This window comes from Gordonia sp. YY1, assembly GCF_009872315.1.
Classification (GTDB): Bacteria; Actinomycetota; Actinomycetes; order Mycobacteriales; family Mycobacteriaceae; genus Gordonia; species Gordonia amicalis.
Genome location: NZ_WXYI01000020.1, coordinates 35,771 through 62,163, shown reverse-complemented (window position 1 = coordinate 62,163; position 26,393 = coordinate 35,771). Strand labels below are relative to the sequence as shown.

Sequence of the window (26,393 nt, the reverse complement as noted above, 5' to 3'; positions counted from 1 at the left end):
GTGCCGGTGTGGCCGGGTGTGCGGACACGGGGCATGATCGGGACCGTGTACGACGTGACGATCCGGGACGACTCAATCCGACTCGGCCAGTTCCTGAAACTGGCCAACCTCATCGAATCCGGCGCCGAGGCCAAAGAGGTCATCGCCGACGGCCTGGTGACCGTCAACGGCGAGGTCGAGACCCGACGCGGACGGCAACTGGCCATCGGCGATGTGATCGAGATCGGCGGAATGGGCGCCCGGGTGGCCCGGGACGAGTGATCACGACGAGTGATCACTGCGGCCTGATCACCGCGGGGATCAGGAACCTACGCCGAGGCGCCGGAGCTCGGCCGGCGTGATGAGACGTTCTGCCTCCGCGGGAAACGTCGATGAGTTGACACGACGTCCGCCGAGTCGCCCCCCGGTGAGCGAATTCAGCAATGAACCCCGGCGGGGTGAGTGAAATGTGTCAGCCAACTTCATGACCAATCACTTCCTGGTGCATTCACATTCGTTACAACGGACTCTGACTTTGACCTACTGTAGCGACAGTACTCATCGTTGTCGCCAAGGTTTTTCGTGGTTTGCACCACTCACCCCGAGCCCCGTCGACATGTGAGAGTCCACGTCTCCGGTGTCCCGGATTCGTGACTGCCGTACATGTCGACTAGATCGATCATGACACGCAGGGCGTTACGTTCCGGGTAGCGACGCGGCATCTACCAGCACCAATGCTACGCAGCGAATGCTGCGGCGTATGCCATCCACTCGGACCAAAATTCGTTCTACGGCTCGGCGGGCGCCAGCAATCCGGCGACGATGTCGTAGGCACGCCGGGCCGTCAGAGCGCCGCCGGAATCGGCGATGGCCGCCTGCATCCCGACGACACCCCAGGACAGGAACGCGATGGTCGCGGCGAAATCCTGTTCGGCGACCTCGAGTCGTCCGGCCATCTGCTCGGTGAGCAGTCGCTCGACGAGATCCCGCGTGGACCGCAGCACCATCCCGCCCGTCGAACGGCCGACGAGGATTCGATAGACCTCGGGGTACTGCTCCGCGAGTACGAGTAGTCGATGAACCGGCGCCAGACGTTCACTGTCCGGAGGCGCCGCCGGGTCCAGGGGCAACGGAACCGCGAGGACGTGCCGCCCGGCGCACCGGCGACCAGGTCGCCGGCCACACCGATCCGGTCGACGCCCTCGATGTCAGGCGCTACACCCCGGACCTGACCCGCCAGGGATTCACGTCGGTCGAGTTCCACACCATCAGGTAATCGACCGGAGCCCTCATCGGCCGAAAGCCCGATCGCGCCGGATGACCTCAGGCGAGGCCGGCGAGGAAGCGGTTGGCCCAGGTGACGGCGCTGACACCGGGATTCACCTGGAAATCGCCGTAGGTGCCGTGTGAGCCGGACTTCAGGAACCGGTTGAACGAGGTGATCTGCTCGCGGGCACGCTTGTTGCCGAGCTCCTCGACGACGGCTCCGGGTCCGCCGAGCGTGAGCAGCTCCCGAACGATCACGGCAGCCTCGGCCTGGTACTGGAGGATCTGGCTCGGCGTCGGATCGCTGGTTTCGGCCAGGTAGCCGGCGATGCGGGTGATGTAGAAGTCTCGCGGCACGTTGCAGTACATGTCCGACGGCTCGCAGAGCGTGAAGGCCCGGGGCAGCACCCACCCCATGCCGTCGAGGCGGGGACCGCCGCTGCCCTCCCCGCGCAGGGCCGGACCGACGAGGTTGTCCTTGCGCGACCGTCGGGGATCGGAGATCAGCACGACGCCGGCAACCTGACCGGGGCGGATCGCCGCACGCCCGGTGCCGATCTCCGACGCGAGGTCGCCGGCCGCGTCGGCGCCCTGGCTGTAACCGACGAGCGCGATCCGGGTTCCCGGGCAACGCTGCAGCATCTGCAGTGCCAGGCCTCGGGTGTTGGCGACGGCCTGCGCCTTCGACTTCCCGTAAACCGCCTTCTCCCACGGGAACGCGGTCGCGTCGTAGCCGACGTACTGGACCTTGGTCTCCGGACCCAGCCCGGACGTGACGGCGCTCAGGACACCCGGGCTGACCCCGTTGGCCCAGGTACCCGGAACGGCGAGGACATAGATCTTCGGGCAGCCGGCGGGCGCCGCGTCCGCGCGCGGTGCCGTCAGCCCGAACCCTCCCAAGACCGCACACAGCAGAGTGCACATGATGGCGAGGATTCGACGCATGGGCTGTCCCTTCGGTAGATGGATCGCGATGAGCCGAGTGTATGGCGGTGCCACTGGGATGTGTAGCAGAGTGAAAAGAACTCCCGCCCAACCTTGTGCGGCGGGCGGGAGTCCTCGGTTCTGGTGGCGACGGGTCAGCGCTGGGCGACCTGGGTCGGCACGATCGGGGCCGGCAGATCGGAGGCACCGGTGAGGTACTCGTCGGCGGCCGCGGCGGCCGAACGGCCCTCGGCGATCGCCCACACGATCAGCGACTGACCACGACCGGCGTCGCCGGCGACGAACACGCCGGGCCGGCCGACCGCGGCGAACTTGCTGTCGCGCTTGACGTTGCCGCGAGGGTCGTACTCGACGCCCATCTTGTCGAGGAGATCCTCACGCTCGGGGCCGACGAAGCCCATCGCCAGCAGGACCAGATCGGCCTCGAGTTCGAAATCCGAGCCCTCGACCTTCTCGAAGCGACCGTCACGCATGACCACCTCGTGGGCCCGGAGGCCGGTGACCTTGCCGTTCTCCCCGATGAACTCCTCGGTGTTGACCGAGAAGACGCGCTCGCCGCCCTCTTCGTGGGCCGACGACACGCGGTACATCAGCGGGTAGGTCGGCCAGGGGGTCGACTCGGCACGCTCGATCGGCGGCTTCGGCATGATCTCGAACTGATGGACGATCTCGGCGCCCTGCCGCAACGAGGTCCCCAGGCAGTCGGCGCCGGTGTCGCCACCGCCGATGATGATGACCTTCTTGCCCTTTGCGGTGATCTGCCCCTCGACGGTGTCGCCGAGCTGAACCCGGTTGGCCTGCGGCAGGAACTCCATCGCCTGGTGGATGCCGTCGAGCTCGCGGCCCGGGATCGGCAGGTCGCGACCGATGGTCGAACCGTTGGCGAGGATGACCGCGTCGAAATCGGCACGTAGCTGCTCGACGGTGATGTCGACACCCACGTTGACGCCGGTACGGAAGACGGTGCCCTCGGCCTCCATCTGCGCCAGGCGGCGGTCGATGTGACGCTTCTCCATCTTGAACTCGGGGATGCCGTAGCGCAGCAGACCACCGATGCGGTCGGCCCGCTCGAAGAGTGTCACGTCGTGCCCGGCACGCGTGAGCTGTTGTGCGGCGGCAAGTCCGGCGGGACCCGAACCGACGACGGCCACCGACTTGCCGGTCTTCTTCGTCGGCAGGACCGGGGTGACCCAGCCGTTGTCGAAGGCGTTGTCGATGAGCTCGACCTCGACCTGCTTGATGGTCACCGGCGGCTGGTTGATGCCGAGCACGCACGACGCCTCGCAGGGCGCCGGGCACAGGCGACCGGTGAACTCCGGGAAGTTGTTGGTCGCGTGCAGACGCTCGATACCGTCACGCCACCGGTCCTTGTAGACCAGGTCATTCCACTCGGGGATCAGGTTCCCGAGCGGACAACCGTTGTGGCAGAACGGGATGCCGCAATCCATGCAGCGGCTGGCCTGAGTCTTCAGGTGCCCCTTGTCGAAGTCGGTGTAGACCTCGTTCCAGTCGAGCAGCCGCAGTTCGACCGGACGACGGTCGGGCAGCTCCCGCTCGGGGTGCTTGAGGAATCCTCTGGGGTCAGCCACGTGCGGCCTCCATGATCGCTTCGTTCACGTCTCGCCCGGTCTTCTCCGCGTCGGAGATGGCCAGCAGCACGCGCTTGTAGTCCCGCGGCATGACCTTGGCGAACTTGGTCTGGGCAGTGTCCCAATCGGCGAGCAGCTTTGCGGCGACCGGGGATTCGGTCTCGGCACGGTGCTCGTCGATGATGCCGGCGAGGAACTCGATGTCCTCGTCGGCGAGCGGCTCGATGTCGACGAGCTCGGTGTTGAGGTTGTCGGCCAGCTCGGCGTCCGGGTCGTAGACGTAGGCGATACCGCCCGACATACCCGCCGCGAAGTTGCGGCCGGTCTCGCCGAGAATGACCACGCGTCCACCGGTCATGTACTCACAACCGTGGTCACCCACACCCTCGACGACGGCCGTCGCACCGGAGTTACGAACGCAGAAGCGCTCACCGACGATGCCGCGCAGGAAGATCTTGCCCGCGGTGGCACCGAAACCGATCACGTTGCCGGCGATGATGTTGTGCTCGGCGACGAAGTCGGCCGGGGCGTTGCGCGCCGGACGGACCACCAGGCGGCCGCCCGAGAGACCCTTGCCCACGAAGTCGTTGGCGTCGCCTTCGAGCCGCAGCGTGATGCCCTTGGGCACGAAGGCGCCGAAGCTGTTGCCGGCCGAACCGGTGAAGTCGACGATGATCGTGCCGTCCGGCAGACCCTGTGCACCATAGGTCTTGGTGACCTCGTGGCCCAGCATGGTGCCGACGGTGCGGTTCACGTTGGTGATCTTCGACGTGAACGACACCCGGGTGCCGTGGTCGATCGCCTCGCGGCTCTGCGCGATGAGCTGCTGGTCGAGCGCCTTCTCGAGCGCATGGTCCTGCACGCCCGAGCAGTACAGGTCCTGGTTCATGAACGGCGATTCCGGCATGGTCAGGATCGACGACAGGTCGAGCTTGCCCGCCTTCTCCGACTTCCAGTGCGCCAGCGCCTTGGTGGTGTCGAGCGCCTCGACGTGACCCACGGCCTCCTGGAGCGTACGGAAACCGAGGCGTGCCAGCAGTTCCCGGACCTCTTCGGCGATGAACAGGAAGAAGTTCTCGACGAACTCCGGCTTGCCGGCGAAACGCTCACGCAGAAGCGGGTTCTGGGTGGCGATGCCCACCGGGCAGGTGTCGAGGTGGCAGACGCGCATCATGACGCAGCCCGAGACGACGAGCGGCGCGGTCGCGAAACCGAACTCCTCACCACCGAGCAGTGCGGCGATCACGACGTCGCGGCCGGTCTTCATCTGACCGTCGACCTGGACCACGATGCGATCGCGAAGACCGTTGAGCAGCAGCGTCTGCTGGGTCTCGGCCAGACCGATCTCCCACGGCGCGCCGGCGTGCTTGAGCGACGTCAGCGGCGACGCACCGGTACCACCGTCGTGACCCGAGATGAGCACGACGTCCGCGTGTGCCTTCGACACACCGGCGGCGACGGTGCCCACGCCGACCTCGCTGACGAGCTTCACGTGGATGCGCGCCTTGGGGTTCGCGTTCTTCAGGTCGTGGATCAGCTGCGCGAGATCCTCGATCGAGTAGATGTCGTGGTGCGGCGGCGGCGAGATGAGGCCGACGCCCGGCGTCGAACCGCGGACCTCGGCGACCCACGGGTACACCTTGTGCGGCGGGAGCTGGCCGCCCTCACCGGGCTTGGCACCCTGCGCCATCTTGATCTGGATGTCGGTGCAGTTCGACAGGTAGTGCGAGGTGACACCGAAACGTCCCGACGCGACCTGCTTGATCGCGCTGCGCCGCCAGTCGCCGTTCTCGTCGTGGTGGAAACGACGCGGATCCTCGCCGCCCTCACCGGAGTTCGAGCGACCACCGAGACGGTTCATGGCGATGGCCAGCGTCTCGTGGGCCTCTGCCGAGATCGAACCGAAGCTCATCGCGCCGGTGGAGAACCGCTTGACGATCTCGCTGGCCGGCTCGACCTTCTCGATCGGGATCGGGTCCCGGTCACCGAAGTTGAAGTCGAAGAGGCCGCGCAGCGTACCGAGACGGGTCGACTGGTCGTCGACCAGCTTCGTGTACTCCTTGAACACCCCGTACTGCCCGGTGCGCGTGGAGTGCTGCAGCTTGAACACCGTGTCCGGGTTGAACAGGTGGTACTCACCCTCACGGCGCCACTGGTATTCACCGCCGACCTCGAGCTCGCGGTGTGCGCGCTCCGAGGGCCGGTCGCTGAAGGCCAGTGCATGCCGGGTGGCGACGTCGGCGGCGATCTCGTCGAGACCGATGCCGCCGAGCTGGCTGATCAGGCCGGTGAAGAACTCGTCGACGGTCGCCTGGGAGAGGCCGATGACCTGGAAGAGCTGCGCACCGGTGTACGAGGCGATGGTCGAGATGCCCATCTTGCTCATCACCTTGAGCACACCCTTGCTGGCGGCCTTGATGTAGTTCTTGCGTGCGGTGGCGAAGTCGATGTCGCCGAGCACGCCGCGCTCGACCATGTCCTCGATCGACTCGAAGGCCATGTACGGATTGACCGCGCCGGCGCCGAAGCCGACGAGCGCAGCGATGTGGTGGACCTCGCGGGCGTCGCCGGACTCCACCACCAGGCCCACCCGGGTGCGCTTGCGCTCCCGGACCAGGTGATGGTGCACCGCCGCGGTCAGCAGCAGCGACGGGATCGGTGCGTTGGTCTCGTCCGACTCACGATCGGAGAGCACCACGATGGACACACCGTCGTCGATCGCGGCGCTCACCTCGGCGCGGATCCGGTCCAGTGCGGCGCGCAGGCCCGCGCCGCCCTCGGCAACCGGGTACAGGCCGTAGATCTGCTTGCTGCGCAGGTCCGGGTAGCGGCCGTCCTCCTCGATCCGAACCAGCTTCGCCAACGTGTCGTTGTCGATGGTCGGTTCGGGGATCTCGATCTTGCGGCAGCTGTTCGGACCCGGATGCAGGAGATCGCCCTCGGAGCCGATCGTGTCGCCGAGGCCGGTCACCACCTCTTCGCGAATGGCGTCCAGCGGCGGGTTGGTGACCTGCGCGAAGAGCTGCTGGAAGTAGTCGAACAGCATGCGCGGACGCTTCGACAGCACGGCGATCGGGGTGTCGGTGCCCATCGAACCGAGCGCCTCGGCGCCGGTCCTGGCCATCGGCGCGACGAGGAGGTCGAGCTCCTCGCTGGTGTAACCGAAGACCTGCTGGCGCAACGCGACCCGGTCGTGGGCCATGTGCTCGTGCGGCAGCGCACGCACGTCGTTGACGTCGACCAGATGCTCGTCGAGCCACTCCTGGTACGGGTGCTCGGCGGCGAGCTCGTCCTTGATCTCCTCGTCGTCGACGATGCGGCCGGCGGCGGTGTCCACGAGGAACATCCGGCCGGGCTCCAGGCGCATCTTCTGCACGACGTCGGCATGGTCGATGTCGAGGACACCGACCTCGGAGGCCATCACGACGAGATCGTCCTTGGTGACCCAGATGCGGCTGGGACGCAGGCCGTTTCGGTCGAGGACCGCTCCGACGACCGTGCCGTCGGTGAAGCACACCGACGCCGGGCCGTCCCAGGGTTCCATCATGGTGGCGTGATAGCGGTAGAACGCACGGTGCTCGGGCTTCATCGACTCATGACGCTCCCAGGCCTCCGGGATCATCATCAGGACCGCGTGCGGCAGGCTGCGGCCACCGAGGTGCAGCAGTTCGAGCACCTCGTCGAAACGTGCGGTGTCCGACGCACCGGGGGTGCAGACCGGGAAGATCTTCGACGCCGCGTCGGCACCGAAGGCCTCGGTGTCGATGAGCGCCTCGCGGGCACGCATCCAGTTCTCGTTGCCCGTGACGGTGTTGATCTCACCGTTGTGGGCGACACGACGGAACGGGTGCGCGAGCGGCCACGACGGGAAGGTGTTGGTGGAGAAGCGCGAGTGGACGAGGCCCAGCGAGCTCTCGACGCGCGAGTCCTGCAGGTCGACGTAGAACTCCCGCAGCTGCGGGGTCGTCAGCATGCCCTTGTAGACGAAGGTGCGTCCCGACAGGCTCGGGAAGTACACGGTCTCGCGGCCGGGGCCGTCGGCGCCTGCACCCTTGTTGCCGAGCTCGTACTGGACGCGCTTGCGCACGACGTACGCCCGGCGCTCGAGCTCCATGCCCTCCGCGCCACCGATGAAGACCTGGCGGAAAGTGGGCATCGCGTCGCGGGCGAGCGCACCGAGCGAGTTCTCGTTGGTGGGCACCTCGCGCCAGCCGAGCAGGGTCAGACCCTCGGACTCGATGACCTTCTCGACGCCCTCGCAGGCGAGACGAGCATCTTCGGAGCCCTGCGGCAGGAACGCGATACCGGTCGCGTAGCTGCCCTCGGCGGAGAGCTCGAAATCGACCGTCTCACGCAGGAAGCGGTCGGGAACCTGGATCATGATCCCGGCACCGTCACCTGTGTTCGGTTCAGCACCTGCGGCACCGCGGTGCTCGAGGTTGACCAGGGCCATGATCGCCTTGTCGACGATGTTGCGACTGCGTCGTCCGTGCATGTCCACGACGAACGCCACGCCGCACGAGTCGTGCTCGTTACGTGGGTCGTAGAGACCCACCGGTCCCGGAGCCTGCTTCATATCCGCCTCACTTTGCGTGCGGAGGGTGCACGCACTAACAGTGGTCAATGTCTGGGGGCCACCCCGCCTGTGTAACCGGCTCCCTTGCCGGCCTGTTCGCCTTGCGGACCTCGATGTCCACAGCGTCGTCATCCTCCCCCGAGGGGCTGACCTGGGGCAGAGCCGACAATCACAAGGCGGTGGCCCCGTCAGCGCCGTTGCTGACGGAATCTCACGGGCCGCATCGTCGAGGCCCGAGCACCATGCTCATCTCGGCTTTGCGCGCAGCACTTCAGAGGGCGCCCGCGGGCTGCCGTATGAGCATTGTGGGTCATTTTTCCATGTGGGGTGCCCACTATCGAAATCCGGCTACCACAATGGACGCGATACTGCACGTCAGAGGAAAATCGGGCGAGTACGGACATCACCGTGCGGACCGCTCGACGTGAGCTGTCTGCCTTCTGTTCGTAACGGGACGGGTCCATCGCGGTGGCCACTCGATCGCGGCGGGGTCGCGGTCAGGTGTCGACCCGCATATTCGTCGCACACCGGACACCAGGCGCGGCTAGCGTCTGAGTGATGAGCATCACCTTACCCTCGGGCGGGGCGCCCATGCCGCCCGCCGATGACGAGAAACCATTCGGAAGCCTCGGCGTCGACCCCCACGGTTCTCGCCGATCGCGCGCCGTGAACGCCTACCTCGCGCGGGTCACCTGGCCGATGATGCTCGCCGCGGGCCGGAGCCATCCCCTGGTGACCGCGCAGATGATCCAGCGGACCCGCCCGGGACTGAACCGCACCATCGAACGGCTCAGTCCACCGCCGTCCGGCACGCAGGTCGAGTTGGTGAGGGAGACCTTCCGCGGGGGCCAGATCCGCGGTGAATGGGTGACCGGCCGACGCGCCGCGGACCCGCAGCCGGGCACCCGGATCATCTACTACCTGCACGGCAGCGGATATGTGGTGTGCTCCCCGCGCACGCATCGCGGTCTCGTCGCGCGGCTGGGAAATCGGACGGAACTCTCGGCGTTCAGCCTCGACTACCGGCTCGGTCCCGAACATCCCTGGCCGTGTGCGGGAAACGACGCCATCCGCGGTTACCGATGGCTGCTCGCGCAGGGTTACCGGGCCGAGGACATCGTGGTGGCCGGCGACTCGGCCGGCGGGCACCTCGCCCTCGATCTCCTCGCCGTCAACCACGCGACCCGCACACCGCAGCCGGGTTCGATGGTGCTCTTCTCCCCGCTCTACGACCCGACTTTCGATCTGGCCGTGGACAATCAGCGCAGCGGCGTCCACGATCCGATCATCAATGCGGTCACCGCGCGCAAGATCCTTCGTCTCTACACGCGGAGCGCCGACCCCGACCATCCGCGCATGCGCATCCGCCTCACCCCGGAGATGAGCCTCCCGAAGACCCTCATCCAGTACGGATCGCTGGAGGTCATGGGCGCCGACGCCCGGGCCACGCACGACGAGATCGTCGGGGCCGGAGGCGTTTCGGTGATCCAGGCCTGGCCGGATCAGGGACACGTGTTCCAGCTCATGCCGCGGCTGTCCACCGAGGCACGACAGGCCGTGGACACCGCGGCGCGGTTCATCACCGTGACGGCACCCACGCGCACCGAGCCGGCGAGCTGAGTGTGGACGACCTCGTGACCGCGGTCGTCGTCGACGACCACCCGTTCTTCCGGGACGGGGTGTCACGGGGTCTGACGCAGAGCGGACGGGTGCGGGTGGTCGGCGAGGCAGCCGACGGGGCCGCCGGACTCGAGCTCATCCGGCACGCGAACCCCGACGTCGCCGTGGTCGACCATCAGATGCCCGGGATGACGGGTGTCGAACTGGCGCATGCGGTCACCCGCGATCAGTTGCCCACGCGCGTGCTGCTGCTGTCGGCGGTCACCGACGGTCCCATCGTGTTCCGGGCACTGCAGGAAGGTGCCGCCGGATATCTGTCGAAGGACGCCGACCGCGACGAGATCGTGGGTGCGGTGACGCGGGTCGCCCGAGGAGAGACGGTGGTGCCCCCGATGCTCGCCGCCGGCCTCGTCGGTGAGATCCGCGCCCAAACCCAGCGCGACACCCCGGCGCTCAGCGAACGCGAGCGCCAGGTGCTCACCGGATTCGCACGGGGACAATCGATTCCGCAGGTCGCCGCCGAGCTGTACATCGGTGCCGCGACCGTGAAGACCCACACCCAGCGCCTCTACGAGAAGCTCGGGGTCTCCGACCGCGCGGCCGCCGTGGCCGAGGCGATGCGTCGTGGGCTTCTCGAGTAGCCGCGGCGTGCTGCGCAACTCCGACATCGAGATCGCCGGACTGACGGTCTATCTCGGGTTCGGCGAGTTCGCCGACGAGCCCCGGATCCATCGCATCCTCGTCGAGCACGCCATCCGCGGTATCCGGGTCCAGGTGCTGCTGCGACTGTTCCTGGCGCTTTTCGTGCTGCTGACAGTGTGTCTCGATCCGCCCGACCATGCGGCAGTGTTCAGCGTCGTCACCGCCGCCCTCTACGCGGCGTGGTGTGTTGCCGGAGCGGTCGTGGTGCGCCGCTACGACACGTGGGTGGTCCGCTACTCGTGGATCGCACTGCCGATCGACCTGCTGCTCCTGACGATCCTGGCCGTCGTCGCGGGGATGTCCAACGAGGTCAGTTGGACCACCGACGCCCTGCTCGCCGGATTCGCCCTGGTCCCGATGATCGCGGCCATCTCCCTGCAGCCGCGACTGTGCGCGATCGTCGTGGTCGCGACCGTGGTGGTCTATGCCGTCGCCAACATCCTCGCCCGGCAGGCGAACGGCGAGCCGTGGTCGATCATCGTGTTGCGCGTGCTCGTCGTGGCGGCCCTCGCGGTCGGGGCGATCCTGTTGTCCCAGCTGCAACGGTCCCGGGTGACGACGATCGGATCGCTTGCCGCCGAACGGGCCCGGCTGCTCGACGCCACGATGGAGATCGAGGAGCGGGAACGACGCGACCTCGCCGACAACCTGCACGACGGCGCCCTCCAGTACGTGCTGGCCGCCCGGCAAGAGCTTGCGACACTTCGGGGTTCGGCCGATCCGGTCATTCTGAACCGGGGCGACGGGGCTCTGCGCGACTCAGCCCGGCTGCTCCGGTCGACGCTGAGCGAACTGCACCCCGCGGTCCTCGAACAGGCGGGCCTCGCCGTCGCCCTCACCGACCTCGCTGCGTCCTACGGCAGTCGCGCCGGCGCTCCGTCGATCTCCGTCGACACTGCCGCCTGGCCGACCGAACTGCGCACATCCGCCGACTCGCTGCTGTTCGCCGCAGCCCGGGAGTTGCTGACGAACGTCGTCAAGCACGCCGAGGCCGACGCCGCGGAGATCACCGCCGAATTCGACGACGGGGTCGCGCGACTGGTGGTGGTCGACGACGGCATCGGTTTGCCCGATGACGTCGAGATCGAGGAGCTGATACAGCGACGCCAGGCTGCCGGCCACATCGGCCTGGCCTCGCGACGCGTACGGATCGAGGGCACCGGCGGCACGTTCTCGCTGGCCAGGCGGCCGAGCGGCGGAACCGCCGCGATCGTCGAGGTGCCCGCGCGCGAGGTCTGACCGGCCCCGCTGAAAAGCACCCCTGAAAACCGCCATCGGAAACCGGCCTGAGCAGCGGATTCGACGACATGGTGTCATCGGCCGGGCTGTGGAGGGCGGATTCCAGGGGCGGTTTTCAGCACCGATCGGTGATCCGTGTCCCCCGATCGGTGGATGCGCGAATCCACCGGTCCATCACCCGGTCGACGGAATCCCGGCGCGGTCCTTTCCGAGGAAAGTCATTGGTGTCACCGAAGCAACCCGGAACAGCCACCCAGAAGCCCTCACCAGAGACTCGGAGAACCCCATGAAGATCGCGTCCCGCATCGCAGCCGGAACCCTCGGACTCGCCGCAGCCACCGGCATCGCACTCGGTGCCGCCGGAGCAGCCCATGCCGGCACCATGCCGATCACCCGCCCGGGCGAACCGACAGTCGCGATGACGATCACCAACCACACCAACAAGCCCGAATACCTGATCGGCAGCAACGCCGACGGCGGTCAGTGGGTCAACGCACCGCAGCAGGTCCTGTACCCCGGCGCCAGCGAAACCATCACGGCCGTCGCACCTTTCAACAACCATCTCGACGTCAACGCCATGTACCGCATCGGACTCTTCGGTCCCACCGCCAACTACCAGCTCACCAACCACAAGTTCAACGTGAACACCGGGATGAGCGGGATCTGGGGACCCCAGTCGCAGCAGTACTGGATGAACAACCACATCGACACCGGCTTCCCACAGGCTCATGTCGGATTCGACCAGTGGTGAGTGGAGGACGCCTGCTGATCACTGGAAAGCACCACAAGCCCGCGACCGGAATGGTCGCGGGCCTGTGGTGGTTTCGACGAGCTCAACCAGCGGGGAGAAACGCTCGACCGGCGGGAAGAAACGCTCGACCGGCGGGAAGAAACACTCGACCGGCGGGAAGAAACGCCGAGATGAGCTCGCCTCTACGCATCACGGGAAGACGTTCTCCAGCGAGCCGAAGGCACCGCCGGCACCTGTGGCCGCGAAGTTCGTGGTGCAGCCGTTGAACGAGACGTTGTCGACGTTCACCTTGCCGGCCTTGCTCTCCGGCTGGCTCGAGATGCCGTAGTGGTTCACCACGGTCGTGTGACCCTCGCTGTTCGCCGCGGCCAGCAAGTCCTTCAGAGTCGCGGTCGCACCGCGCTCGATCCCCGGAAGGGCGCGGGTGGCCCACCACTGGTCGGACGAGGCGGCATTGGTCTCACCAGCCCCCTCCGGAGCGGTCCAGACGAGCGTGAGGAATCCGTCGCTCGAACCGGCGACGTTGGCGCCGGTCACGCGGATCTGCCAGTTGGCCTGGCCTGCGGACTTCTCGAAGGTGAGGGCCTTGTTGTTCTTCACCAGATCGGCGAGCGGGAGGTCACCGGCACTGTGATAAGACGCCTGTCGCGGGGTCTGCTCGGTGGTCACGAGTTCCAGCGAACCGTCCCGGTCCACCACATTCGTGGCGGAAAGCTTTCCGGCCTGACCTTGCTCATCGCCGAACATATTTCCCCAACCGGCCGCATCGACCGGGGTCGACACCTTCGCACAGTTCGTGTCGGACACCGGTGCGGCATTCGCCCCGGCCGGAGCGATAAAGCCTGCAACGCCAAGAGCTGCACCAATAGTGGTAACGCGAATGAGATTTCGTTTCATATGTTTTGCCTCCATATACATTTCGGCTGACGGACTTCGGCGAACGTAACAAACGAAAACGCAACGTACCACCCCTGTTGAGAAATAGATCACACCTTCAATTTCACACGACGCCAATGCAATTCGCCGACTTACGGCAATTCCGACAGAGCGCCGAATTCTCGTATTCGTTCCTCGCGGAACGCGAATGTTCGATGGGAGAAGTAGCCGTGCGAATCAGCTGTATCCGGCGGCCCGCAACGCCGACATCAGCTCGGAGCGCGACCCGGCATCCAATCGACGTCGAATCCGGGACACATGGTGCTCCACGGTCTTCGCCGAGATGAACAGCCGCGCACCGATCTCCCGATATGTGAAGCCCTGCAGCAGTTCTCGGGCGACCTCGGCTTCCCTATCGGTCAGCAATCCGTCGACGGGTCGGGGACGTCGCCGATCCGCGTCAACCGAGCGGGCGGTCTCCAGGAGGTCCGCAGCGGCGCTCGGGTCGGCGGCATGTAACCCCGCGATCCCCGCCAAATGTACTGCTTCCCAGATCAATCCGTTCGACCGTAGGGCCGAGACCGCGCCGGCGACCCGGTCGTCGGTGATGTTCCCGGCCTGCTCGAAAGTGAGTGCCGACCAGGTGCGGGCGGCCGTCGCGAGGCCCGATGCACGCGCGTGCTGCGCGGTCGTGGCGTCGAGGCGCCGTTGTCGCTCGGCTGCGAACTCGGCGTCGCGGGCGATGACGGCTGCTCGAACTCCGGCGAAATGCCAAGGCGCCGACCATGTCACCGGGTTGTCCAAGGCGTCGAGCAATCGATCAGCCGCGGTGATGTACCGGTCGATCGACGCGGTGTCGGCCAGCCGGGCGGCAGCCTGCCAGAACTCTGCGAGTGGACGCAGGAGATAGAGGTCGACCTCGGTCGCGGCGAGCAGTGACAGACCTTCCGGCCACAGCGCCGTCAGCGCCGGGACGTCACCGTTGCGACGCGCCAGGCCGAGGCGGATAGCGTGGACCCGGAGCCGGTCGACCATGCCGATGGATTCGGCGGTCGGCAGCAGACGGGTGACCGACTCGAGGTCGCCGCTGGACAGTGCGATCTCCGCCTCGAGCAGAGCGCCGGCGGCGGATTCACCGGCCGCTGCCCGGAGTGTCCTGGCCGCATGCACGTCGCCGCTGTTCAGCGCGAGCGCGACGGCGGCGTGCAACGTCCTCGTGGCCGCCGGACCCGACCTGCTCGGTACGGCGGCCGCGAGGCCACGGACCACGAGGTCGACCCCGTCGCCGGGACCGCCGTCGTCGGTGCCGCCGACCGAGGCGAGCAGACCCCGGATCGCCAACGATCGCACGGCGCGGACACCCACCGGCGGCTGCCCGTCACCCACGGCGGCGATCGCCGAGGCAGCGGTCCGGTCCCCGACCGCCAGGAGTGCGGTCACCGCGGAGAGCGTCTCCGCCGCAACGTTGTCCGATCCGAGCCAGCGATACAGGTCCGCCGCATGGGAACCGAGACCCCGGTGTGCCGCGACCACAGCCGCGACCCCCACCCAGTGTTCGATCCCGTTCTCGCCCGGGTCGGCCGACTCGAGCCGGGCATCCGCGACCGCACCGGCGCCATCGATGTCACCGGACGCCAGCGCGCGCTGGGCCATCAGGAAACGAACGTCGTCACGTCCCGGTTCGACACGATCGGCGGCCCGGAGAAGGACCACTGCGCGCGCCGCGGTGGCATCGGCCGCACCTTCCAGCAGGGCGTCGACGAGCCGCGGGTCCTCGACCCCCGACTCCGCGGCGTGCAACGCGTCGTCGGCGGTCAGTTCGGTCGCCCGCAGACGCACTGCGGCCGACGTACGGCGGAGCTCATCGAGTCGCCGGTTCCCGAGGACGGCGTGCAGCGGTTCGCGTGCGGACGACACAAAGACGTCGGCGCCGCGGAGCAGACCGCTTCCCCGCGCGCGGTCCAGTGCCCCGACTGCTGCGTCCCGCGGGACGTCCAGGGTCTCGGCGAGGCTCTCGGGGTCCAGCGGGGCCCGTACCGACGCGAGGGCCAGGACGGACAGCGTCGTCGGATCGAGACCCCGGAGCAGTCGATGGTGGCGATCGCGCGCCACGCGTTCGACGACCGCCATCTCGTCGACCGGTTCCCCGGGAGCGGCGGCCGCAGCCGCTTCCCGGATCGAGAGCAGCGCGGCCGTCACGACGGTGCGGGCTCCACCGCAGCGTCGGCGGATCTGCGATGCGGTCGCCGGTGTCAGTGTGAGACCGGTCCGAGCCGCGTGGGTCAGTACGTCCGCCGTGCTCATCGCGCCGAGTTCGAGGAGCGTGCCGGAACGTCGGGCGAGGTCCAGCACCCGGCGGAGGACCTGATCGGTCTCGCGTGGTTCGGTCGTGGCGACCAGCTGGATGGTTCCGGCGTCGACCATCGTCGCCATCCGTGCGACGAGGTCACCCGGCCAGGTGTGGAGGTCGTCGGCGAGTACCACCATCGTCCCGGCCGGGACGTCGGTCGAGGACATGCCGACGCTGACCGGGACGTCGAGACCACGCAAGCGCTCGTGCACGGCCTTCAGCAGACCGGTGCGACCGCTTCCCGGGGTGCCCACGACGACCGCGCAGAGCGGGAGCTTCGCAGGGGCCCGGTCGAGGATGTCGTCGACCCAGGTCGACGCGGGAGTGAGTTCCCGGCGATCGCCGACCGTCGGGATGGGCGAGGTCGCCGCTCGCCCCACGTCAGCAGACGACACGGGTGACGCCACAGACGACCTGACCGGTTCCGTCGAGGACCCTGCCGGGCGCCTGCAGGACACCGCCCGGGGTGATGCCGTTACCGCCCGAACCTTCTTCGGGACTCGGCTCGGGAGAATCCGCCGGGGGGTTCTCGACGGGCGCGGGCGAGGTACCGGGGTTCGGCGCCGGCGGAGCCGCCGGCGCGGGGGCCGGCCCGCCGGGCGCGGGTGACTGACCGCCGCGGGGCGCTGTGGTCCCGGGCGCCGGTGTACCGGCAGCCGGGGCGCCGGCCGTCGTACGGCGCGGGGCGCCGGTGCCCGCGGCTCGGGTGCCCGTGTCGGTGGCGGCGTCGGTGGTGCGGGTGCCCGTGTTGGCTCCGGCCACGGTCGGAGGAGGTGTGCCGGGGGTGCCCGGTGCCGGGCCGGCCGTGGTGGTCACCGCGCCGGCGGGAGGCGGCGTCGCCTCTCCCGTGGACCCGACCAGACCCGTCCCCACCGACAGACCGGTGGCCGAGACCAGCACCAACGCTGCGGCACCGGCCGTGATCAGGATCCCGCGCCGGCGACGGGACAGGCGAGGAGCCGGAGCCGCGACCGGTGTACTGGGAGCCGGCTCGATCTCCCGCAGCGGACGTTCCTCCGGCAACGCCGCGAGCGCCTGCCCGGGGACCGCGGCGGTCGGGACGATCGGCGCGGAATCACGATCACCGATCGCGGCGATGCCGATCAGTGCGCCACCGGCCGCGGACGCCGATTCGGGTTGGGGATCGAGGATCACCGGCAGGCGCAGGGTCGAGGACAGCATCTCGGTGACGAGCGGGATGGACGCGCCCCCACCGCCGAGGACGATCGCCGAGACGGGGGCCGGGTGTCCTCCCGCCTGGTCGCCGCCCGCACTCGCGAGTGCCTCCCGGATCAGTGCCACCGATTCCGCGAGGGGTCCGCGGACCAGGTCCTCGACGTCATCGCGGACGAGCCGAGCGACGGTGGTCACCTCGCCCACTCGGACGTCGACGACCGCGTCGGTGTCGACCGACAGGGATTCCTTGGCGCGGCGGCATTCGGTACGGAGCCGGCTCAGATCGTCGAGAACCGGCGAGGCGGCGCCGGGATCGGCGAGCCCGGCGGCGACACCGGTGACCCGCAACGTGTGCCCGAGCAGCAGTCGGTCGAATTCGTTCCCGCTGACCGAGTCGAGGCGCAGGGGCCGACTCACCACACGCGGTTCGTCACCGGTCGCGAGCACGGTGACGGTCAGGGCTGATGCGCCGAGGTCGTAGCTGATCACCAGACCCTCGCCGAAGGCACCTTCGTGGTGTTCGACGGCTGCCAGCGTCGCCCGCGACTCCGCCACCCAGCTGATCTCGCCTGTGAGCACGTCATCCCGCGCGAGCAGTGCAGCGCGGGCTTCGTCGACCGCCTGCGATGTCCACGTGTCGGGATGCACGACGGTCAGATGCGCGACGGAGTCGTCGCCCAGGTCGAGGCGGGTGACGAGCGCGACGATCGCCTCGGCGTGGATCTGCGCGGCAGGCCGGCTCTGTCCGTGGTCGTCGAGTACCGGGACGGGATCACCGACACGGTCGAGGAAATCACCGGAACCCACCAGCGCGGCGGTCTCGACGGAGAGCGACCTCTCCCACGAGTGCTCCGAGGCGACGACCGCGACACTGTTCGCGCTCCCGATCTTCACACCGATCGCGATCCCCATGTCGGTCAGCTCCTGTTCCCACCTGCGGGGTGGTCGACGGCGATCGCCGGCCGGCCACCGGCGTGGCGTGGGCGATCGTCTGTTGGCGCGTGCCGCGGCCGATGCGACCGTGCACTTCACAGAGTGTGTCGCCGATCATGACCCGGCCGTTAGCCCTTCGGCGACGATTAGGGAGAAACTCCCCTACCCCCTATCGGCCCCGCCCCCTGTCGGGTTGTCCCCCCGGGGGCCGGCCCCCCTATCGACCGTCGCGACAGGACTGGGGATTTACCCCGATGTCGCGCACCGCACCGGCGTTTAGCGTCGGACTCGACACGGGATCGAACTGCGATCTCTCCGACGCAAGGAACGACGCCATGCCGACCAATGCGGTACTCGACTTCATCCTCGGCCTGCTTCGCGACGAGGACGCGTTCAACGCCTACTGCGGCAATCCCCAGGCCGCGATCGACCGTGCCGGGCTCACCGGGATCACGCCCGCACACATCTCGGCCGCGACGCCGCTCGTCGCCGACTCCGGACTGGCCGTCGGCGGCGCTGCCGGTGGTGGCCTCGGCGCCATTGCCGGGGCCGGCGGTGGCCTCGGCGGCGGGGCGATCGGCGGTGCCGTCGGAGGTGGTGCGAGCGCCGGGGGCGGAATCGGGTTCGGTCTCGGTGGACTGGGCCTCGGTGGCATCAACGTCGGAGGTATCAGCGGCGGAGGCATCAACGTCGGTGTCGGTGACATCGGTCTCGGCGGAGTCGGCCTGGGCGACATCGACTTCGGTGGGCTCATCGGTGGGATCGGGCTCGGCGGCGTCGACCTCTCCGGCCTCTCGCTCGCAGACCTGGACCTCGGCGGAATCGCTTTCGGTGACCTCGATCTGGCCGGCCAGCTGGCTGTCACCCTCGGTGCGGCTCTGTCCGCCGGACTGGGCGCCGGAGGCGAGGTGGCGGCGCAGTTCGGCGCCGCGCTGGGTGCCGCCCTCGACACCCTGGTCGCCGGAGGCCTCGAACTGAGTGCAGGCGCCGGGGCGGCGATCGCCGGGGCGCTGGCCGGCGCGATCGACGCGGAAGGTGCGTTGGCCGGTCAACTCGGCGCATCCCTCGACGCCCTCCTCGCCGCGGGCGCCGACCTCGGACTCGGCCTCGGTGGCGGACTCGCCGCCCAGTTGTCGGCGGCGCTCGGCGCGGGCGGCGAACTCGCGGGCGAGTTCGGCGCGACCCTCGGCGGAATGCTCGGCGCCACGTTCGGAGCCGGCGGTGCGCTCGGTGCCGACCTCTCCACGGCGCTCGCCGCCGGACTCGGTGCGGGTGGCGCCATCTCCGCGGTCCTCTCCGGTGCACTCGGCCTCGGGGCCGACCTGTCGAGCGATCTGACCGCCGCCCTCACCTCGACGCTCGACGTCGCCGGCGACCTGTCCGCGACGCTCTCCGGACTGCTCGACGCGCAGGCCGTCGCCGATCTGTCCGGTGAGCTCGGGGCGACCCTGACCAGCGCTCTCGGCTCCACGCTGGCAGCGGGCGGCACGGCCGCCGCGTCGCTCGGGACCGCGCTGGGTGTTGCTCTGACGTCGAGCGCCGCCGCGGCCGGCGGGTTGGCGCTGAGCGGTGCAGCGGGCGCCAACGCGGTTCTCGGCGGTGCGCTGACCGCGGCCCTGGGAGTCGGCGGGGGCGCGCAGGCGGGGCTCGCGGCGACCCTGGAATCGGTGCTCGCGGCCGGCGGTCTCGTCGACCTCGACTCGGCGCTCGCTGCGGGTGGTGACCTGAGTGCGACCCTCGCCGGCGCGCTCGCCGCAGGTCTCGAGGCCGGTGGCGACGCCGCGGGCGCCCTGGGTGCGGCACTCGGCGGCACCCTGGCGGCCGCGCTGGACGGTGGTCTCGCGGCCGATCTGACCAGCGGGCTCGGCGGGGCACTCGAGACCGGACTGGGTCTCGGGGCAGGACTTGGCGCCGGACTCGGCAGCGTCGTCGAGGGCTCCGTCGGGGGCGCCCTCGAAGGCGGACTGATCGTGGTCGGCGGCCTGGGCGGCGAGCTGGGTGCCGCTCTGGGCGGGCTGCTGTCGGCCGGCGCCGGGCTGGACACCGCACTGAGCACCGTGCTCAGCGGCGTCCTGGGAGCAGCCGCCGGCGCCGATCTCGGAGCCGCACTGGGCGGGGCACTCGAACTCGGTGGCGTACTCGGCACCGATCTGACCGGTCTCCTCGACGCGGGACTCACCACCGACCTGGCCGCCCAGCTCGGCGCCGCGATCGGTGGCGGCGGCGACCTCGCTGCCGAGCTCGGTGCCGCGCTCGGCGGGGTACTGGGAGCGACCACGGGTGTCGAAGGCATCCTCGACGCCGCGGCCGGAGCCGGCCTCGGTGTCGGCGAACTGCTGGCCGCCGACCTCGGCGGGGCCCTCGGCGTCGACGGCGCCCTCATCACCCAACTCGGCGGAGCGCTGGACGCCGCACTCGCGGCGGGCGCCGACCTCGGCCTGGTCACCGAGACGGCCACCGACCTCACCGGAACCCTGGAGACCGTCCTGGGTGCCGGCGGCGACGTGGGAGCCGACCTCGGCGCATCCCTGGGCGCGGTTCTCGGCACCGCACTGAGCGGCGAGCTCGGCGGAAGCCTCGCCGGCGAGCTGGCGGGCGGAGCGGACCTGGCGGGCGCCCTGAGCAGCACGCTCAGCAACGCACTCGATGTCGATCTGTCGGCCACCAACGGCCTGGTCGCGACCCTCGACTCGACGCTGGAGGCCACGGGTGGTCTCGGCGATGTGCTCACCGGTGAGCTCGGCGCGGTGCTCAACCCGAGTCTCGTGATCTCCCCGGAGGGCAGCATCACCGTGGGCGGCCCGATCCTGACCACCGTCGGACTGGGTGGCACCGCCGCCGACGATCTCACCGGCACCCTCGAGACCGGACTCGGCGGCGGACTCGCCGGGCTCGGGACGACGCTGGACACGGGGATCGGTTCGGTCCTGGACAGCGGTCCGGATCTAGGCGGTGACCTGGGTCTCGGCGGTGATCTGGGTCTGGGCGGTGGCCTCGGCCTCGGCGGCGACCTGGGCCTCGACAGTTCACTCCCGGCGGAGGTCACCGGCGACCTGACCACCGCCGTCTCCGGCGCGGCCGGCGGCGCAGTGAACGTCGGCGGCGAGGCGGCCGGTGCGCTCGACTCGACCCTGGGTGGCACCCTCGGCGCGACGACCGACGCCGCCGGCAACCTCGGCACCGACATTCCCGGGGCCGACCTTCCCGGGGACGTCTCCGGCGGCCTGACCGGCGGATTCACCGGCGGCGGCGAGGCCGGCGGCGGCGTCGACCTCGGCGGCGTCACGCACACCGACGCCGGACTCGGCGGAGCCCTGGACTCGACGGTCGGAGGCGTGGCCGACACGACGAGCGGGCTCACCGGCGGCCTGACCGGCGACCTCACCGGTGGTCTCACCGGCGGGCTGACCGGTGGACTGGGAGCCGACTCGGATGCCGGTGCGGCCGCATCCGGAGACGTCGACGCCGGACCGGACGCCGGCTGACCCCCGGACACGACGGAATCGCCCCGGCGCCGCCCGACGACCAGCACCTCGCTGGACGCGTGCGGTGCCGGGGCCGACCCCGTCTCCGGGTAGCGCACCCGGACACGTCCCCAATGCCGACCGCGTGCGCCGAGTCACCACTACCGTGAGGACACCATGACCAATTCCCCCGCCGAGTTCCCGCCGGCCGCCCGGCCGGTCGACGTCGCGCAGGTCTCCGCGGCCGCCGCCCCGTCGTCGGCGCCCTCCACCATCGGTGACCTGCTGACCACCATGTCGGAGGTGGCCCGCGAGGCCGGACGAACCGACCTCGTCACCCGCCTCGACGGCGCACGGACCCGCATCTCCGACCCCCGCCTGCGGATCGTCGTGGTGGGGCAGCTCAAACAGGGCAAGAGTCACTTCGTCAATGCGCTGCTCGACCTCGACGTGTGCTCGGTGGGCGACGACGAGACGACCGCGGTGCCGACCGTGATCTCGCATGCCCGGCAACCGACGGCCCACCTCGTCGTCGACGGTCCGTCCGACGACAATCGCATTCCGGTCCCGATGGACGCGATCGGTGCCATCACCCCCGACTCCCCGCTCGCCGGCGGCCGCGAGGTGTTGCGGCTGGAGATCGGTGCGCCCGGTCCGCTGCTGGCGGACGGTCTCGTCCTCGTCGACACACCCGGCGTCGGCGGCCACGGACACCCTTATGCCGCAGCCACATTGGGCATGGTGGCGGCCGCCGACGCGGTCCTGGTGCTGTCGGACGCCAGCCAGGAGTTCACCGCGCCGGAGATGTCCTTTCTCCAGCAGGTGATCGGCCTGTGTCCGACCGTCGCGTGCCTGATCACGAAGACCGACCTGTATCCGCACTGGCGGGCCGTCGCCGATGCCGATCGCGCGCATCTGCGGACCGCCGGCATCGACATCCCCGTACTGCCGGTGTCGTCGGTGCTGCGCTCGCACGCGCTGCGCCTGGGCGACGAAGAACTCAACGCCGAGGCCGGCTTCCTCGATCTCTACCGCTACCTGCGCGACCGCGTGGTGGCCACCGCGCAGCAAGCGGCCCGCGGGGCGGTCGCCACCGATCTCCGGGTCGTCAGTGAACATCTCGCGCTCACCTTGGGCAGCGAACTGGCCGCACTCCGCGATCCGGACACCGCGAACAAGGCCGTCCGGGCGCTGCAGGAGGCCAAGGCCGACGCCGAGGCGATGCGCCGGAAATCGGCACAGTGGCAGCAGACATTGGCCGACGGGGTCGCCGACCTCGCCGCCGACATCGACCACGACCTGCGCGATCGGCTGCGCGCGGTCACCCGCGAAGCCGAACGCGCCATCGACGAGGGCGATCCGGGCGTCGACTGGGAGCAGCTCAGCGAGTGGCTGGCCGACCAGACGGCAGCGGTGATCGGCGACAACTTCGTCTGGGCTCATGAGCGGTCGGTCTGGCTGGCCGAGCGGGTCGCCGACCATTTCGCCGCCGCCGGGCAGAGTTCCCTCCCCGACATCGATGTCGCCGACCTGACCGGCGTGCTCGACTCGGTGGCCGAACTCGCCGAACTCGACAGCGGCAAGGTCGGCGTGACGCAGAAACTGCTGATCGGGATGCGGGGGTCCTACGGCGGCGTGCTGATGTTCGGGCTCATCTCGACGATGGTCGGCATGGCGTTGATCAACCCGGTCTCGGTGGGCGCCGGATTCCTGTTGGGCACCAAGGCATACCGTGACGACAAGCAGGCGAAGGTGCTCGAGCGGCGCGCCAAGGCGAAGGTGGCGGTGCGGGCCTTCACCGACGACGTCAGCTTCCAGGTCGGCAAGGAGTCCCGTGACCGGTTGCGCGTCATCCAGCGCGTGCTGCGCGACCATTTCAGCTTCGTCGCGGAGCAGACCGCCCGTTCCATCTCCGAATCCCTCAGTGCCGCACAGTCAGCAGCGACGTCGACCGAGTCCGAGCGGGCCCGTCGAGCTGCCGAACTCGAGTCCCGGCTGACCGCGGTCGCCGCCCTCCGCAAGGCCGCAGATCACTTCGACCCCGATCATCTCGACCCGGCGCAACCGAAGGCCGGTCGCCACGCGTCAGGACAGTCTCGCTGATGGCCGGGATCGATCGTGCGCGTGCATTTCTCGACGCCGCCCGCGGCGCACTGGCCGACGACCCCCGCGCGCAGGCCGAGCTCGACCTCTGCGAACACCGGATGTATCAGCCGGTCCGGGTCGCCCTGGCGGGATCGCTGAAGGCCGGCAAGTCCACGTTGCTCAATGCACTTGTCGGACAGGACATCGCACCGACGGATGCCACCGAGTGCACGCGCGTCGTCACCTGGTACCGCAGCGGCCGGTCGCCGTCGGTGACCGCGCACATCGACGACGGTCGGACCGTCGGAATCCCGGTGACCCGCATCGACGGGCGCCTGGGCTTCGACTTCGGACGGCTCACCGCCGACCGCGTGGACCATCTCGACGTCGAATGGCCCGCCCGCGCGCTGCAAACCACGACGATCGTGGACACGCCGGGCACCGCGTCGTTGTCGACGGAGTTGTCCGACTCCACGATTCGCCTCCTCGCGCCCCGGGGCGAGTCAGGGAGCGAGGAGCACCGGGGGCGGTCCGGCGTCGACGCGGTCGTCTATCTGCTGCGATCCCTCACCGCCACGGACACGGCCATGCTGCGGCGCATCGGCACCGCGATCGGCGGATCGTCGGGTCCGCTGGGGGTGATCGGCGTCGTATCCCGCGCCGACGAGCTGGGCGCCGGGCGGATGGATGCGATGATCTCCGCCCAACAGATCGCGGGACGCTTCGCCGGGGAGCTCGAACGGACGGGCCTCTGCCAGGCGGTGGTCCCCGTCGCCGGGCTGCTCGCACTGGCTGCCCGGACGCTGCGCGAGGTCGAGTTCCGCGCACTCGCCCAGCTCGCCTCGACGCCGGGGGCCGAGCTCGAGGCGGCCCTGCTGACGATGGACCGATTCGCCCGGCCCGACATCCTGCCCGACATCCCCGCCGATCTCCGACGGTCGCTGGCCGAGCGTTTCGGTGTCTTCGGCATCCGGCTGGCGGTCACCCTCATCCGCTTCGGCGCGACGTCGTCCACCGCGCTGGCCGCGGAACTCGTCGAACGCAGCGGCTTGTCGGAGTTGAGCGCCATCATCGACACCCAGTTCGCCCAGCGCGCCGACGAACTCAAATCCCATTCGGCGCTGGTGACCCTCGATCACCTGCTGGCGGCCTCCGCCTCGGCGCCGGCGGCGCAGCTGCGGGCGTCGGTTCGCCGGGAACTCGCCGACGTACACGGCTTCCGGGAACTGCGGCTGCTCAGCACCATTCGCGTCGGCGGTCTCGACCTGCCCCCGGAACAGATCGCCGACCTCACCCGCCTCATCGGCGGCTCGGGAATCGATCCCGCGACGCGCCTGGGTCAGCCCGCGGACACCGACGTGCCGGAGCTTCGCGCGTCGGCGATCCAGGCCGCTCGCACCTGGCGGTCCCTCGCGGGCCACCCACTGATCGCCCCGGACGTCGCATCCGGATGCCAGGTGGCCGTCCGGAGTGCCGAGGGCATCGTCGCGCGACTCGACGAGCCGCGGTCATTTTCCGGGACAGGCGATTTCAGCGTAGGAACGCACTCACCGCGCGGGTGAACGCGCCCCCGGTGGCGATCAGCGCGATCACCGCCGCGGCCGCCGGCGCCCACAGCACCGGCGTGGGCAACCCGGCGTCGCCGAGGCCTTCTGACGACGGACTGACGGTGAGGTGGAAGGCCACCGCGCCGGCGGTCGCGACCACCGCGCCGAACGCCAGGAGCGTCCGCCCCGATCGTCGGCCGCTCCAGAGTCGCACCGCGCCGGTCACGCCGAGCACCACGACGACCAGGGCGACACCCGCGCCGACGAGCAGCGAGACGTCGACGGCGCGTCCGGCGTCGGTGCCGCTCTCGGGATGTTCGCGGATCAGGTCGGCGGCCAGCACCGCGCGGATGTCGTCGAGCGATGCTGCGATCACCAGCACGGCGACGATCATCAGCGCGACGGTGACGATCCACCCCAGGACGACCCAGCGCACGGTCCCGGGGCGTTCGGTCGTCTGCCGGGGGCGCATGGGCGTGACGGCAACGCGCGGACGAGGTGGCGGTGTATCGCCGGACATCGGCATCCTTCGATGGTAGGCGGTCGACGACATCTTCCGGCGAACCGAGAGTGCGTCGTGAGTATCGGATTTCGACACTCACGACGCACTCTGCGATGGTCACTCAGTCGCCGGCTGTTGCACCCGTCAACGGCGGTGACGCCGCGAGGAGTTCGTTCTCCTCCTCGGTGAACGCCCGCGCACGCGAGAGGAAACGCACGCCTTCGGGCGCTTCCAGACTGAACCCGGCGCCACGACCCTTCACGACGTCGAGGATGAGCTGCGTGTGCTTCCACAACTCGAACTGGTCACCGTTGATCCAGACCCGCACGGCCGGAATGGGTTCGGCGAGTTCGATCTCGCCGACCAACACATCGCGCTGGCCGACCCGGTACTCCCCCACCGGATAACACATCGGGGCCGAGCCGTCACAGCACCCACCGGACTGGTGGATCATGAGTCCGCCGTGCAACTCCGACAACTTGGTCAAGAGCTGCACGGCGGCGTCTGTGGCGACCACCCGATCAGGAGCACTCTGTTCGGTGGTCATTCTCAATCACCTTTCCCGCTCCCTGAGGAGCGAGCTTGCGAGCGTCTCGAAGGGTTGGCGAGTCCTTTCGATACGCCCTCCGCAAGCTCCGGGCTACTCAAGGAGCAGAACCAGCGAGCTTGCGAGCGTCCCCCGCTCCCTGAGGAGCGAGCTTGCGAGCGTCTCCCGCTCCCTGAGGAGCGAGCTTGCGAGCGTCTCGAAGGGTTGGCGAGTCCTTTCGATACGCCCTCCGCAAGCTCCGGGCTA

Annotated in this window: 17 protein-coding genes; 8 read left to right on the top strand and 9 right to left on the bottom strand. The window is 69.3% G+C overall.

What is annotated here, in order from left to right:
• Positions 1–33 precede the first annotated feature (33 nt).
• On the top strand, positions 34–261 hold the full coding sequence (locus tag BPODLACK_RS20245; protein WP_006438786.1) for an RNA-binding S4 domain-containing protein: 228 nt from the start codon (positions 34–36) through the stop codon (positions 259–261).
• A 506-nt stretch (positions 262–767) separates the two neighbouring features.
• Here BPODLACK_RS20245 and BPODLACK_RS20240 read toward each other — a convergent pair.
• The 4 genes from BPODLACK_RS20240 to gltB form a co-directional block, all read right to left on the bottom strand.
• Entirely contained in the window at positions 768–1,109 is a 342-nt protein-coding gene (locus tag BPODLACK_RS20240; RefSeq protein ID WP_159406073.1) for a hypothetical protein, read from the bottom strand.
• 193 nt (positions 1,110–1,302) lie between these two features.
• Positions 1,303–2,190 (bottom strand): cutinase family protein, encoded by an 888-nt coding sequence (locus tag BPODLACK_RS20235; RefSeq protein ID WP_159406072.1) that lies wholly within the window; start codon positions 2,188–2,190, stop codon positions 1,303–1,305.
• 134 nt (positions 2,191–2,324) lie between these two features.
• A complete protein-coding gene (locus BPODLACK_RS20230) occupies positions 2,325–3,779 on the bottom strand; it encodes a glutamate synthase subunit beta (RefSeq protein ID WP_006438790.1) in 1,455 nt (484 codons plus the stop codon).
• Positions 3,772–8,355: a glutamate synthase large subunit gene (gene gltB / locus BPODLACK_RS20225; protein ID WP_159406071.1), complete on the bottom strand. Its 4,584-nt coding sequence runs from the start codon at positions 8,353–8,355 to the stop codon at positions 3,772–3,774. The genes BPODLACK_RS20230 and gltB overlap by 8 nt, the downstream gene beginning before the upstream one ends.
• A 558-nt stretch (positions 8,356–8,913) precedes the next feature.
• On the opposite strand from gltB, the gene BPODLACK_RS20220 reads away from it, so the two are divergent.
• The 4 genes from BPODLACK_RS20220 (at position 8,914) to BPODLACK_RS20205 (ending at position 12,667) form a co-directional block, all read left to right on the top strand.
• Positions 8,914–9,975 carry an alpha/beta hydrolase fold domain-containing protein gene (locus tag BPODLACK_RS20220; protein WP_159406070.1) on the top strand — a complete coding sequence of 354 codons (1,062 nt, stop codon included), beginning with the start codon at positions 8,914–8,916 and terminating at the stop codon, positions 9,973–9,975.
• 2 nt (positions 9,976–9,977) lie between these two features.
• Positions 9,978–10,616, top strand: a complete 639-nt coding sequence (locus BPODLACK_RS20215) for a response regulator (RefSeq protein WP_024498963.1) — start codon at positions 9,978–9,980, stop codon at positions 10,614–10,616.
• A 10-nt stretch (positions 10,617–10,626) separates the two neighbouring features.
• Entirely contained in the window at positions 10,627–11,916 is a 1,290-nt protein-coding gene (locus tag BPODLACK_RS20210; RefSeq protein ID WP_024498962.1) for a sensor histidine kinase, read from the top strand.
• Positions 11,917–12,202: 286 nt separating this feature from the next.
• On the top strand, positions 12,203–12,667 hold the full coding sequence (locus BPODLACK_RS20205; protein ID WP_024498961.1) for a hypothetical protein: 465 nt from the start codon (positions 12,203–12,205) through the stop codon (positions 12,665–12,667).
• A gap of 189 nt (positions 12,668–12,856) precedes the next feature.
• Here the strand turns inward: BPODLACK_RS20205 and BPODLACK_RS20200 are convergent, their stop codons facing one another.
• From BPODLACK_RS20200 to BPODLACK_RS20190, 3 genes are all read right to left on the bottom strand, one after another.
• Positions 12,857–13,585 carry a hypothetical protein gene (locus tag BPODLACK_RS20200; RefSeq protein WP_442903279.1) on the bottom strand — a complete coding sequence of 243 codons (729 nt, stop codon included), beginning with the start codon at positions 13,583–13,585 and terminating at the stop codon, positions 12,857–12,859.
• A gap of 195 nt (positions 13,586–13,780) precedes the next feature.
• The gene (locus BPODLACK_RS20195; RefSeq protein WP_236577733.1) at positions 13,781–16,288 is read right to left on the bottom strand and encodes a helix-turn-helix transcriptional regulator; all 2,508 of its coding nucleotides are present in this window, start codon (positions 16,286–16,288) and stop codon (positions 13,781–13,783) included.
• Positions 16,275–17,981: an Hsp70 family protein gene (locus BPODLACK_RS20190; RefSeq protein ID WP_096272707.1), complete on the bottom strand. Its 1,707-nt coding sequence runs from the start codon at positions 17,979–17,981 to the stop codon at positions 16,275–16,277. The genes BPODLACK_RS20195 and BPODLACK_RS20190 overlap by 14 nt, the downstream gene beginning before the upstream one ends.
• A 356-nt stretch (positions 17,982–18,337) precedes the next feature.
• On the opposite strand from BPODLACK_RS20190, the gene BPODLACK_RS23800 reads away from it, so the two are divergent.
• From BPODLACK_RS23800 to BPODLACK_RS20175, 3 genes are all read left to right on the top strand, one after another.
• Entirely contained in the window at positions 18,338–21,487 is a 3,150-nt protein-coding gene (locus BPODLACK_RS23800) for an IniB N-terminal domain-containing protein (protein WP_159406069.1), read from the top strand.
• A 156-nt stretch (positions 21,488–21,643) separates the two neighbouring features.
• Positions 21,644–23,569, top strand: coding sequence for a dynamin family protein (locus BPODLACK_RS20180; protein WP_006438488.1), 1,926 nt, complete (start codon positions 21,644–21,646; stop codon positions 23,567–23,569).
• Positions 23,569–25,113, top strand: a complete 1,545-nt coding sequence (locus BPODLACK_RS20175; RefSeq protein WP_006438487.1) for a dynamin family protein — start codon at positions 23,569–23,571, stop codon at positions 25,111–25,113. Before BPODLACK_RS20180 ends, BPODLACK_RS20175 begins: the two co-directional genes overlap by 1 nt.
• On the opposite strand, the gene BPODLACK_RS20170 is transcribed toward BPODLACK_RS20175, so the two are convergent.
• Both BPODLACK_RS20170 and BPODLACK_RS20165 read right to left on the bottom strand, forming a co-directional pair.
• Positions 25,082–25,618 (bottom strand): hypothetical protein, encoded by a 537-nt coding sequence (locus BPODLACK_RS20170; RefSeq protein WP_157228352.1) that lies wholly within the window; start codon positions 25,616–25,618, stop codon positions 25,082–25,084. The genes BPODLACK_RS20175 and BPODLACK_RS20170 overlap by 32 nt on opposite strands.
• A 103-nt stretch (positions 25,619–25,721) precedes the next feature.
• Positions 25,722–26,147 (bottom strand): DUF779 domain-containing protein, encoded by a 426-nt coding sequence (locus BPODLACK_RS20165; RefSeq protein WP_159406068.1) that lies wholly within the window; start codon positions 26,145–26,147, stop codon positions 25,722–25,724.
• Between the last annotated feature and the right edge of the window lie 246 nt (positions 26,148–26,393).

Bases quoted from the DNA above. Each gene is read 5' to 3' on its own strand.
- BPODLACK_RS20190 (WP_096272707.1), bottom strand. From the start codon at position 17,981: ATGGGGATCGCGATCGGTGTGAAGATCGGGAGCGCGAACAGTGTCGCG.
- BPODLACK_RS20205 (WP_024498961.1), top strand. From the start codon at position 12,203: ATGAAGATCGCGTCCCGCATCGCAGCCGGAACCCTCGGACTCGCCGCA.
- gltB (WP_159406071.1), bottom strand. From the start codon at position 8,355: ATGAAGCAGGCTCCGGGACCGGTGGGTCTCTACGACCCACGTAACGAG.
- BPODLACK_RS20245 (WP_006438786.1), top strand. From the start codon at position 34: ATGATCGGGACCGTGTACGACGTGACGATCCGGGACGACTCAATCCGA.
- BPODLACK_RS20180 (WP_006438488.1), top strand. From the start codon at position 21,644: ATGACCAATTCCCCCGCCGAGTTCCCGCCGGCCGCCCGGCCGGTCGAC.
- BPODLACK_RS20175 (WP_006438487.1), top strand. From the start codon at position 23,569: ATGGCCGGGATCGATCGTGCGCGTGCATTTCTCGACGCCGCCCGCGGC.
- BPODLACK_RS20170 (WP_157228352.1), bottom strand. From the start codon at position 25,618: ATGTCCGGCGATACACCGCCACCTCGTCCGCGCGTTGCCGTCACGCCC.
- BPODLACK_RS20220 (WP_159406070.1), top strand. From the start codon at position 8,914: ATGAGCATCACCTTACCCTCGGGCGGGGCGCCCATGCCGCCCGCCGAT.
- BPODLACK_RS20200 (WP_442903279.1), bottom strand. From the start codon at position 13,585: ATGTATATGGAGGCAAAACATATGAAACGAAATCTCATTCGCGTTACC.
- BPODLACK_RS20165 (WP_159406068.1), bottom strand. From the start codon at position 26,147: ATGACCACCGAACAGAGTGCTCCTGATCGGGTGGTCGCCACAGACGCC.
- BPODLACK_RS20235 (WP_159406072.1), bottom strand. From the start codon at position 2,190: ATGCGTCGAATCCTCGCCATCATGTGCACTCTGCTGTGTGCGGTCTTG.
- BPODLACK_RS23800 (WP_159406069.1), top strand. From the start codon at position 18,338: ATGCCGACCAATGCGGTACTCGACTTCATCCTCGGCCTGCTTCGCGAC.